At 69.5% G+C, this 12,710-nt stretch carries 2 protein-coding genes (1 of these 2 only partly in view); both read right to left on the minus strand.

The genetic code is table 11. The features are described 5' to 3' along the window. The gene (locus N4261_RS14175; RefSeq protein WP_261755953.1) at positions 1–11,445 is read right to left on the minus strand and encodes a non-ribosomal peptide synthetase; all 11,445 of its coding nucleotides are present in this window, start codon (positions 11,443–11,445) and stop codon (positions 1–3) included. Further along, positions 11,446–12,710, minus strand: the 3' end of a protein-coding gene (locus tag N4261_RS14180; RefSeq protein ID WP_261755954.1) for a non-ribosomal peptide synthetase. 12,004 nt of this gene lie beyond the right edge of the window; the window shows 1,265 of its 13,269 coding nt (coding positions 12,005–13,269); its start codon lies beyond the right edge, outside the window — the gene reads right to left on this strand; its stop codon occupies positions 11,446–11,448.

Consider the following 12,710-nt stretch of genomic DNA (forward strand, 5'->3'; position numbering starts at 1 on the left):
TCAGTCCGGCGGGTGACGGGCCGTGCCACCGTGACGGATCAACTCGATCAACTCCGCACGGAAGCGCTGGGCCAGCCGGTCCATCGTCTCCGGCCGGTACATGCGGTCGCTGTAGCTCCAGTTCATCGTCAACACGCCATCCATCACCTGGCCGATCACCTCGATCCAGTTGGGCAGCGGGCCCTGTTCATCCCGCGCCATGCCGCCGGAGTCACGCGACCGGGTGAAGCCCGCGCCGGTCTTCAAGGCCTGGTCGAACTGGCCCAGGTAGTTGAAGGCGATGCCGGGCCGCACGGTGGACAGGGCGTCGCGCACGGCCGCCTCCGCATGCAGGTAGCGCAGCACACCAAAGCCGATGCCGCGATTCGGCACGCCGCGCAAATGGGCCGCGACGGCTGCCACGGCCTGTGGCCAGTCCTGGTCATGGCCGCGCAAGCGCACCGGATAGGCGCTCGTGAACCAGCCCAGGGTCCGGCTCAGGTCGAGGTCCGCCTGATCGCCTTCGCGGCCATGCCCCTCCAGCAACACCAGCGCCTCCGAATGCCCGGTCCATGTCGACAGGGTGCGCCCGAGCGCGGTCAGCAGCAGCGCGTCGATGCCCACACCGCCATGGATCGCCGGCACCCGCCGCAGCAACTGCTGGGTCAGGGCCGGCTCCAGCGATACCGAGGCGGTCCGGCGGTCCTGGACCAGCCCCACCGCCTGCGGATCGTCACGCGGCAGTTCGGGCAGATCGGCGAGTTCCCGCTGCCAATGCGGGCGTTCGGCCGCCAACGCCGCCGACCCCGCCCAGCCTTGCAGATGCTGCGCCCAGTCCCTGAACTCAGCGCCAGGGTCGGGCAGCATCGGCTCGTGCCCCGCTGACAGCCCCAGGTACAGGGTCTGCAGATCGTCCAGCAACACCCGCCAGGACACCCCGTCGATCGTCAGATGATGGACAGCGATCAGCAAGCGTGCGCTGCCGTCCTCATGTCGCAGATGCAGCACGCGCCACAAGGGGCCTTGTTCCAGGTTCAGGCTGCGCTGGGCGCGGTCCGCCTCACGGCGGATCTCCTCGGCGCTGGCCACCTCACGGGTCCACAGCACCTCGGCGGATGCCGCAGCGGCGACGCCGGCGCTGTCCGCCGCGTCCGCCGCGTCCTCCTGCTGGCGCCATCCGCCAGCTGCATCCCGGGTGAAGCGTCGCCGCAAGCCGGCGTGGTGATGCGTCAGGCGGGAGATCACACGGCGAAGCCGGTCATCGTCCAGCCACGCCGGGGCCTGCAACATCACCGACTGGTTGTAGTGGTGACGATTCGGGATCGGCTCCTCGAAGAACCAGCGCTGGATGGGGGTGAGCGGGATGTCGCCCGACGCCGACGCCGATGGCGACGGAGCCGGCGCAAGATTCTGCGCCAGGGTGGGCGGAGCCACCTCGGCCGCAGCGGCCACCATGGCGGCCGCCAGTCCGTCGATCGTCTGGTGACGGATCAGGTCCCGAAGCCGCAATGAGACCCCCAGCCGGGCCTGCCGCACCCGGGAGATCACCTGCAGGCTCAGGATCGAATCGCCCCCGAGTTCGAAGAAGTTGTCGCCAATCCCGATCTGCTCGAGGCCCAGCACCTCCTGCCAGATGGCCACCAGCCGCCGCTCCAGCTCGTTGCGCGGCGCGCGATGGGTCGACTCCGCCGACGCGGCCGAGTCGGGGAGCGCGGCGCGGTCCAGTTTGCCGCTGATCAGTCGGGGCAACCGGGGCAGCAGGACCACCTGCGCCGGCGCCATGTGCTCCGGCAGCGTCTGGGCCACCTGTTGACGGATGCGGGCCAGCAACGCCGCGCCGTCCCGCTCGCGGCCCTCACCCGCCTCACCCGCCTCGGTCGTTCCCGCCACATAGGCGACCAGCTGTCGGCCCGAGCCGCCTTCGCGCGCGACCACGGCCGCTTCCCGCACCCCCGGAACCTGGGCCAGACAGGCCTCGATCTCACCCAGCTCGATGCGGAATCCGCGGATCTTCACCTGATGATCGGCCCGGCCGATGTATTCGATGTGGCCGTCCGCCATCTCCCGCACCAGGTCTCCGGTGCGATACAGCCGGCCGCCTGCCGGATCGAACGGGTCGGCCACGAAACGCTGAGCCGTCAGGCCGGCGCGTCCCAGGTAACCGCGGGCCAGGCCGTAACCGCCCACGTACAGCTCGCCCACGACACCGGCGGGCACCGGCTGCAGATCGGGGTCCAGCACCTGAATGCGGCGGTCTCCCACCGGCTTGCCGATGGGCGCATAGGCGCAGTCGAACCCCTCGGAGGCGGCGGACTTCCAGATGAGCGGCGTGATGACGCACTCGGTCGGTCCGTAGCCGTTGATCAGGTCACGGGGGCGCAGATGACGGCAGACCTTGTCATAGCCGGCCTTCGGCATGGCTTCGCCGCCAAAGACATACAGCTCCACCGCGGGCGCGTCGCCTTGCAGCGCGGCCCAATCGGCGATCTGGCCGAGGTAGGCCGGCGGGAAGGCGGCATGGGTGACCCGATAGCGATGCAGGGCGTCGGTGGTCTGTTCCGCGGTCCAGAGTTCGTTGTCCCGCAGCGCCAGCGCCGCGCCGATGCACAGGGGCGTCAGCCAGCGTTCATGCGCGCCGTCGAACGAGAAGGACATGAAGTGGAGCTCACAGGCGGCGGGCGTCAGGCCGTACAACGCCGCGGTCGCCAGGCAATGCATGGCCAGCGGCCCGTGCGTCACCGCCACGCCCTTGGGCTGGCCGGTGGAGCCGGAGGTGTAGATCACATAGGCCAACTGATCGGCATGATCGACCAGCGCCAGGTTGGCGGCCTCGGGATCGTCCGGCGCTGCAGCGCCCTGCACCGGGACATCCGACGCCACTTGCATCTCCTCCATCGTGACGATGGTCCATCGGTCCGCCGTTGGCAGGCGCGACAGCAGGCCGCGCTGCGTGAGCAGCAGCGACGCACCGCTGTCCTTCAGCATGTAAGCCAGCCGCTCCGGCGGATAGGCAGGATCCAGCGGCACATACGCCGCGCCGGCCTTGAGCACGGCCAGCAGGGCCACGATGCTGTCCAGGGACCGCTCCAGCGCCACACCCACCCGGGCCTCGCGGCCCAGACCCAGCCGCAGCAGACGACGCGCCAGCCGGTTGGCACGGGCATTGAGTTCGGCATAACGCAGCTCGGCGTCCCCACACAGCAGGGCGATCGCCTCACCGCGCTCGGCGGCCTGACGCTCGATCAGCCGATGGACCGCGACCGGCCGTTGCGGGCCCTGCGGCACCCGCGTCAGATCCTGAGGCGAGGCCCCCAGCCCCTGCAGCGGTCGCGCGTCCCACCAGGGCAGTTCTCCCAAAGGACGGTCCGCATCCGCCGCCATCTCCTCCAGGAGCTGCGCCATTTCCGCGCGCAGGGTCTCGGCGAAACGGTCCTCGATCTCGCGCCGGCCATAGCAATACTCGATCATCAGCTGGTCGCCCACCACCACCTGGAGATCCATCGCATAGCCGGTGAGGCCCTCGCCGCCGATCTCGGCGAAGGCCAGGCCGTACTGGCCCAGCGCGCGAAGCGTCTGGTCGATGGGGGCGTTCTCGAAGACGATGATGCTGTCGAACAAGGGCCGGCCGGAGGACCCCGCCCAACGCTGCACATCCGCCAGGGCGACCTGCTCATGGTCGCGGATGCGCAGGTTGAGGTCTTGCACCGCGCGCAGGTACTCGCCCACCCGCTGCCCGGCCTGCCAGCGCACCGGCACCGGCAAGGTGTTGATGAACAGCCCGAGCATCTCCTCGGCACCGGGCAATGCAGCAGGACGGCCAGCGACGGTGGCGCCGAACACCACCTGATCCCGGCCGGTGTGCCGATGCAGGACCACGGCCCAGGCCGCCTGCACCAAGGTGTTGACGGTCACACGCTCTCGCCGGGAGAAGGCCTGCAAGGCCGAGGTCCTGTCCGGATCGAAGCGGGTGTAGAGCTTGTGGAAGCCGGATCGTCCGGGAACGGCGCGGTTTGCTTCGGCCAGCAGGGTGGGCCCGTCCATGGAGGCCAGCAGGCCGCTCCAGAAGGCCTGCGGCGCGCCAGGGTCCTGACGCTGCAGCCAGCGGACGAACTCCCCATAGCGAGGCGGCGGCGGCGGCAAGGCCTCGCCGGCATAACACCGCAGCCACTCGGCCATCAAACGCGCGTCGCTCCAGCCATCGGACAGCAGATGGTGGCGGGTCCACACGAGGTGATGCCGATCCTCCGCCAGCTGAATCACGGTCACCTGCGACAACGGTGGCCGCAGCCAGTCAACCGGGCGGGTGAGCGCCGCCCGGCAGACGTCGGCAACCCGGCCGCCGGTGCGACGCCAATCCAGACGCTCCACCCGGGCGTGCACCTCGCGCAGCACGAGTTGCAGCGGACGTGCCATGCCGGGCTGCCAGAGCACCGCCGTGCGCAGCATGGGATGGCGCGCCACCATGACTTGCCAGGCCGCCTCCAGGCGGTCGGTGTCCAGATGACGGACCTCCACGCTGAGCTGGTTCACATACAGCCCCGAATCCGGGGCCTCCACCGAATGGAGCAACATCCCTTCCTGCGTGGGGACCAGGGGATAGACCTCCTCGATTTGCAGGAGGTCGATGCCCAGCGCGGTGAGCGCGGTCTCGCCCAGTTCCTTGAGCAGTTGGCCGGCGGGGGAATCGGGGGTCGAGCCCTCGGAAGCAGGCCCGGCTTCGGACGCCGTGCGTGTTGGCGAGGACGTCGAGGGCGGCAAGGGCATCACCGAGGTGGGCACCGCGGGCGCGCACCCAGCCACCTCAGCCAGCCGCGCAATGGTCTGCAACTCAAAGACCTGGCGAGGCGTGAGGAGCCAGCCTCGGCGGCGCAGACGGGAGATGATCTGGAGGCTGAGGATGGAGTCTCCGCCCACCTCGAAGAAGTTGTCGTGGCGGCCCACCGGCGTCGTGTTCAGAACCTCTGCCCAGACGTCGGCGATGGCCTCTTCGGCTTCCCCCTGGGGCGGCTCATGCCCGACGCTGGAGATCAGCGATGCCGCGGGGAGCGCCCGGCGATCCACCTTGCCGCTGGGATTGAGCGGCAACTGGTCCAGCACCATGATGACGGCCGGCACCATGTAATCGGGCAGCACACGGCCCAGGGCCTCGCGCAACGACGCGACCTCGGGCGTCGTGTCGTTGCCCGGCTGTGCCGAGACATACGCCACCAGCCGGTCCCCGGTGGGCAGCCGCTGCGCCACCACCACCGCTTCGCGCAGGCCGGGTTGCGCCAGCAACTGGGCTTCGATCTCCCCCAGCTCGATCCGCAGGCCGCGGATCTTGACCTGATGGTCGGTGCGGCCCAGATAGTCGAGCTGCCCCTGCCCTTGACCCTGCCCCTGCCACCGGACCAGGTCCCCGGTGCGGTAAAGCCGGCTGCCGTCCGTGGCCAGCGGATGGGCCACGAAACGCTCCGCGGTGAGTCCCGGGCGGCCGTGATAACCGCGCGCCAATCCGACGCCGCCCAGGTACAGCTCGCCCGGCACGCCCGCAGGCACCGGATTGAGGTCGCCATCCAGCACCCAGGTGGAGAGGCCGGTCAAGGGCGCGCCAATCGGGACCTGGCTGCGACCGTCGTCGCGGCAGGTCCAGTGGGTGACGTCGATGGCGGCTTCGGTGGGACCGTACAGGTTGAAGAGTCCGACGCCAGGCAGACGCCGGAACACGCCGTTCTGTGCCTCCACCGGCAAGGCCTCGCCGCTGCAGATCAGACGACGCAAGCCGGTGCAGGCCTCGATGCCCTCATGCGCGAGGAAGGCCTGCAGCATGGACGGCACGAAGTGCAGGGTCGTGACCTGATGCGCCTGGATCAGCGCCACGAGCCGGGCGGGGTCGCGGTGATCGCCCGGCGCGGCGATCGCCAGCCGGGCGCCCTCGGCCAGGGCCCAGAACAGTTCCCATACCGACACATCGAAACTCAGCGGGGTTTTTTGCAGCACCGTGTCCGAGCGGTCCAACGCATAGGCCTGCTGCATCCACGCCAGGCGGTTGTGCAGGGCCAGATGCCGGTTGGCGGCGCCTTTGGGGCGGCCGGTCGAGCCAGAGGTGTAGATCACGTAGGCCAGGTGCTCGCCGTGCAGATCGACCTCGGGGTTGTAATCGTCCGAGGGCTCGTGCGAGCCGACGACCTCGGCCAGCGCAGCCAGGTCAATGTCGATCCACACGCGCCCTGCCCCCTCCGACAGCCGCTCGCGCAGGTGGGGCTGCGTCAGCACCAGCGCGACGCCGCTGTCCTGCAGCATGTAGGCCAGTCGCTCCGCCGGCAGCTCCGGGTCCAGCGGCACATAGGCACCGCCGGCCTTGAGAATCGCCAGCACGCCGACCATCATCTCCAGCGACCGCTCCACCGCCAGCCCGACCCGGGTGTCCGGTCCGACACCGAGTCCGATCAGCCGACGGGCGAGCCGGTTGGCCCGTCGGTTGAGCTCGCCGCGGCTGAGCGTGTGCGTACCGAAGACCAGCGCCGGTGCGTCCGGATCCGCCGCAGCCTGCTGCTCGATCAATCGATGCACCGGCACCGGCGGCGCCACGATGCCGGGCCCCTGACTCCAGCGCGAGAGCGTCTCCTGCTCCGCGGGATCCAGCAACAACAGGGTGTGCAGCGGTCGATCACCGCCGTCCGACAGCGCCTGCACCAGTCCACGCACGGCGGTGTCGAGATAGCCGGCCATACGGTCGACCGGGACGGAGGTCTCCACTTGCAGCACCAGCTCGAACACCGCGCCGCGATCATTGACCGACAAGGTGAAGGGGTAGTTCGTCCGCTCCTTGGCAGCCGCCAGCGTGATGCCCTCCCAGACAGCGTCCTGGCCGTCGTCGGTGCGTCGCGGGCCACTGTGACGGTAGTTCAGAAGACTCGCGAACAGCGGCGTACCGGCCGGCAGCCCGCTGCACCGCTGCGCCAGCGCGAGCGGCGCATGTTCATGGTGCAGCAGCTCGGTGAGGTGTTCGTGTGTCTCTCGCAGAGCCTGCGCCACGCTTCGCCCGTGCAGCCGCACCCGCAGCGGCAGCGTGTTGATGAACATGCCCATCGCCCGGTGGGTGTCTTCGCCGCCCTGCATGCGACCAAACAGCACCGTCCCCAACACCACATCGTCCCGTGCCGACGTGCGTCCCAGCACCAGCGCCCAGGCCAGGTGAAACAGGGTGGCCGCGCTGACGCCCTGACGCTGCGCCTGTTCGCGCAAGCGGCTGGACAGCGCTTCTGGCAGCGTGACACGGCATTCCTCCTGGGTGCTGCCGTCCAGACGCGCATCGACCTGCCCGAACGGCGCCGTCAGCTCATCCATGTCGCCCAGGCGGGACCGGAAGAACGCTTCGTGGGCCTCGGTCGACAGGCCGTTACGCGCCTGCGCGACGTAGCGGCGATAGGGCACCGGCTCGGGCAGCGCCGCCTGACGGCCCTGAAGGATCAACGCGATCTCCTCGATCATCAGCTTCTCTGCCGTGTGATCGAGCACCAGGTGATGACTCGGCAGTTGCAGCAACCACTGATCGCTGGTCGAGTCATGCACCGCGATCGCTCGCACCAGCGGGGCTTGTCGGACGTCGATCCTGAAGCGCCGCCGGTCGACATGGGCCGCGAGCCGCTCCGCCGCGCGTCCCGCCGCCTGGTCCTCGGGGTCGATCGTCAGCCAATCCAGGGTCAGCGGCGCCTCTCGACAGACCACCTGCACCGGCATGCGCAGACCTTCCCAGAGCACGGCCGTGCGCAGGATGTCATGCCGGGCGATCACCTGGTTGAGCGCCTCGATGAAGCGCAGCAGCCGAGGCTGGGTGTCGAAGCGCAGCAGCAGCGAGATGAGGTAGGCGTCGCCCTGCTCTTGCATCAGATGATGAAAGAGCAGGCCCTCCTGCAGCGGTGCCAGCGGATAGAGGTCCTGAATGTTGGCGGCGCCGCCCGGGACGGCGGCCTCAATCAACCTCAGTTCGTCCGGCTCGAGATCCATCAGCGGCAGCATCCCGGGTTCCAACGCTGGACAGCCCACCGGGATGGTCGCCGCGCGCTCGTCCCGGTGCGATGGTGTCGCAGCGGACCGAGTCAGCACGGCAGCGAAGTCGGCCAGTCGCGGATGGAGGAACAGATCACGCATCTCCGCCTGCCAGCCGGCCTGGAGCAGCCGCGCGCGCAACTGGATGGCCAGCAGCGAATGACCGCCCAGTTCGAAGAAATGATCCTGCCGTCCCACCTGCGGCACACCGATCAGCTCGGCCCAGATCGCGGCCACGGTCTGCTCCACCTCGCCCACCGGGGCGTCATCGCCACCACGCAACGGGACCTCCGGCGCCGGCAGCGCCCGGCGATCCACCTTGCCGCTGGGATTGAGCGGCAACTGGTCCAGCACCATGATGACGGCCGGCACCATGTACTCGGGCAGCACACGGCCCAGGGCCTCGCGCAACGACGCGACCTCGGGCGTCGTGTCGTTGCCCGGCTGTGCCGAGACATACGCCACCAGCCGGTCCCCGGTGGGCAGCCGCTGCGCCACCACCACCGCTTCGCGCAGGCCGGGTTGCGCCAGCAACTGGGCTTCGATCTCCCCCAGCTCGATCCGCAGGCCGCGGATCTTGACCTGATGGTCGGTGCGGCCCAGATAGTCGAGCTGCCCTTGCCCTTGCCCTTGCCACCGGACCAGGTCCCCGGTGCGGTAAAGCCGGCTGCCGTCCGTGGCCAGCGGATGGGCCACGAAACGCTCCGCGGTGAGTCCGGGGCGGCCGTGATAACCGCGCGCCAATCCGACGCCGCCCAGGTACAGCTCGCCCGGTACGCCCTCGGGCACCGGGTTCAGGTCGCCATCCAGCACCCAGGTGGAGAGGCCGGTCAAGGGCGCGCCAATCGGGACCTGGCTGCGACCGTCGTCGCGGCAGGTCCAGTGGGTGACGTCGATGGCGGCTTCGGTGGGACCGTACAGGTTGAAGAGTCCGACGCCAGGCAGACGCCGGAACACGCCGTTCTGTGCCTCCACCGGCAAGGCCTCGCCGCTGCAGATCAGACGACGCAAGCCGGTGCAGGCCTCGATGCCCTCATGCGCGAGGAAGGCCTGCAGCATGGACGGCACGAAGTGCAGGGTCGTGACCTGATGCGCCTGGATCAGCGCCACGAGCCGGGCGGGGTCGCGGTGATCGCCCGGCGCGGCGATCGCCAGCCGGGCGCCCTCGGCCAGGGCCCAGAACAGTTCCCATACCGACACATCGAAGCTCAGCGGGGTTTTTTGCAGCACCGTGTCCGAGCGGTCCAGCGCATAGGCCTGCTGCATCCACGCCAGGCGGTTGTGCAGGGACAGATGCCGGTTGGCGGCGCCTTTGGGGCGGCCGGTCGAGCCGGAGGTGTAGATCACGTAGGCCAGGTGCTCGCCGTGCAGATCGACCTCGGGGTTCTCGTCGTCCGAGGCGTCGCCCTTGGCGCTGGTCTTTGCTTTGATGTCGCTGTCGCTGTCGACGATGACGTCCGCCAGCGCAGCCAGGTCAATGTCGATCCACACGCGCCCTGCCCCCTCCGACAGCCGCTCGCGCAGGTGGGGCTGCGTCAGCACCAGCGCAACGCCGCTGTCCTGCAGCATGTAGGCCAGTCGCTCCGCCGGCAGCTCCGGGTCCAGCGGCACATAGGCACCGCCGGCCTTGAGAATCGCCAGCACGCCGACCATCATCTCCAGCGACCGCTCCACCGCCAGCCCGACCCGGGTGTCCGGTCCGACACCGAGTCCGATCAGCCGACGGGCGAGCCGGTTGGCCCGTCGGTTGAGTTCGCCGCGGCTGAGCGTGTGCGTACCGAAGACCAGCGCCGGTGCGTCCGGATCCGCCGCAGCCTGCTGCTCGATCAACCGATGCACCGGCACCGGCGGCGCCACCGGAGACGCATTCACGCTCAGCCGGGTCAGCGCCTCCCACTCGGCCGCCGACATCAGAACCACCTCCCCCACCGGGGTCTCGGGTACCTCCGCCATGGCCTCGACCATCGCGACCCAGTGGCGGGCCAGCCGTTCGATCGTGGTCGGCTCGAAGAGTTCGGCGGCATAGGCCAGGCTCGCACGCAGCGTGCCGTCGGGCTGCTCGGTGGTCGTGAGCATCAGCTCGAACTGCGCGGCCTGCTCCCCGGCGGCGTCCGCCTGAACCGTCAGACCCGGCAGCGCGGCCTGCGCCGTGGTCCCGCCGTGGCCATGATTGAACATCACCTGGAAGAGCGGATGAATGCCCAGGGATCGCTCCGGCTGCAGCGCGTCGACCAGTTGCTCAAACGGCAGATCCGGATGGGCCTGGGCCCCCAGGGCGGCCTCCTTGGCGTGTTCAAGCACCTCGCGCAGCGTCATCCGCCCGTCGATGCGATTGCTCAGCACCTGAGTGTTGACGAAAAATCCGACGACGCCCTCGGTCTCCTGCCGCTGCCGGTTGGCGACCGGCACGCCGACACGAACGTCGGTCCAGCCCGCATGGCGGCCCAGGACCGCCTGGTAGGCGGCCAACAAGGCGGTGAACAGTGTGGTGCCGTGGTCGATCGCCCGCCGTCGCACGGCGTTCACCACCCGCTCCGGCACGGTCACCGTCTGATGCGCGGCGGTGTAGCGTCCGTCCGGCCGGCGCGTGTGGTCCGCCGGAAGCTGCAGCACCGGCTGCTCGCCGCCCAGCCGGTCCGTCCAATACGCCAGTTGACGCTCCGCCTCGCCGGCCTCCAGCCAATGACGCTGCCAGGCCGCATAGTCGGCGTATTGGATCGGCAAGGGCGGCAGCGTCAGCGTCTCACCACGGACCCGCGCCCGGTACATCGCCATGAATTCGTCGACGATCACCTTCATCGACCAGCCGTCCGAGACGATATGGTGAAGCACCACCACCAGCACATGCCGCTGCGCCGACTGACGAAGCAAGGCCACGCGCAGCAACGGGGCCGCGCCGAGGTCAAAGGGGCAGGACACCAGGGCCTGAGCCCGCCGCCGCGTGAGGGCCTCCAGGTCGCCGGCTGGATCGTCCTGAGCGCTCAAGTCGATCAGCGGGATGTCGAGCGCGCACTCGGCGGCCTCATGCACCCGCTGTCCCACGACGCCCTGCGGGTCGGCATGAAAACTGGTGCGAAGTGACTCGTGGCGATCCACCAGGGCGGCGAAGCTCGCGCGCAGGGCCGCGACATCGAGGCTGCCCTGCAGCAGCAGGACGCGCGAGAGGTGGTAGGCCGTGCTCTGCGGCTCCAGACTCCACAGGAACCATTGACGCAATTGCGCATGCGACAGTGGACGTGCGTCGCGCGAGGCGGCTCGGACGATGGGCAGCAGCGCGAAGTCGATGCCTTGCGCCTTGAGCGCCTGCAGAAAGCCACGTTGCCGCTCAGCGGGCAACTGTGCGAAGCGCTCCGCCAGGGCCCGCCTGGCATCGTGTGGCGCGCCGACCGCGCGAGTCGCCACCGTCGCGGCATCGTTCTTGTCGAGGATGGTCATTCAGTTCTCCCAGGTATCCAGCAGCGCCGCGAGACGATCGAGCTCGCCGCCCTGCGCCGCCGTCACCGTGTCGATCTCGTGCTGCACCGCCGCGGCCGCTTCGGCCAGCGTGGGGCGTTCAAAGTAGGTACGCATCGGCAACTGCACGCCGAATCGCCGGTCCACCTGCATCTGCAGCTTCAGCAACGTCAGCGAGTGGCCGCCCAGTTCGAAGAAGTTGTCGTGCCGGCCGACCCGCTCAACCGACAGCGCCTGCGCCCACAGCGCGGCCAGTCCGGACTCGGTCTCGCCAGCGGGCGGTTCGTAGGGCCGCCCAGGGTCCGGCTGCGGCGTTGGCAGCGCCTGGCGATCGACCTTGCCATTCGGATTCAGGGGCAAGGCGTCGAGGATGACGAACAGTCCCGGCACCATGTGCTCCGGCAGGCTCGTCGCCAGCCCCTCTCGCAGGCGCTGCGGTGAGAGGGTCTGGCCGGGCAGCGGCGACACATAGGCCACCAGGCGGGCGCCTGCGGCGCTGTCCTGGGCCACGGCCACGGCTTCGCTCACCCCCGGCTGGCGACGCAACTGCGACTCCACCTCCCCCAGCTCGATCCGGAATCCCCGCACCTTCACCTGATGATCGATGCGCCCGAGGTAGTCGAGTTCCCCCCTGGCATTCCAGCGCACCAGATCGCCGGTCCGGTACATGCGGCTGCCGCTGCGATCGCCGGCCGCAAACGGATCGGCCACGAAGCGCTCGGCGCTGGCGCCCGGACGACCCAGGTAGGCACGCGCCAGACCGCCCGCCAGATACAGCTCGCCGGGCACGCCGGGCGGCACCCGATTGAGCTCGGCGTCCAGCACATGGGCGGTGCGCTCGCCCACCGGCCGCCCGATGGGCATGTAGGGCGCGTCGAACCGGTCCCCCGCCAGGGCGATGCCCACTGTCGGCGTGATGACCGTCTCCGTCGGTCCGTAGCCATTGATCAGACGCGGCGGCCGCAGCACCGCCTGGACCCGGTCGAAATGAGCCCGGGACATCGCTTCGCCTCCCACGGTGTAGGACCGGATCGGCAACCGGCTGGCGGATTCGCCCAGCAGTTCAGCCATCTGGGTCAGATAGCCGGGGGTGAAGCAGGCGATGGTGATGCCGTGACGCTCGATCTCGGCAGCGGTGCGCTCCACCGGCCACAGGTCCTGATCACGAGGCATCAGCGCCGCACCGAATGCCAGCGGGACCCAGATGCGTTCATGCGCGCCATCGAAGGCGATGGAGGCGAACTGAA

Origin of the sequence: Roseateles amylovorans (assembly GCF_025398155.2) — a bacterium.
Taxonomy (GTDB): Bacteria; Pseudomonadota; Gammaproteobacteria; order Burkholderiales; family Burkholderiaceae_C; genus Roseateles; species Roseateles amylovorans.

Coding starts and splice junctions, on each gene's coding strand:
- N4261_RS14175 (WP_261755953.1), bottom strand. CDS start 11,445: ATGACCATCCTCGACAAGAACGATGCCGCGACGGTGGCGACTCGCGCG.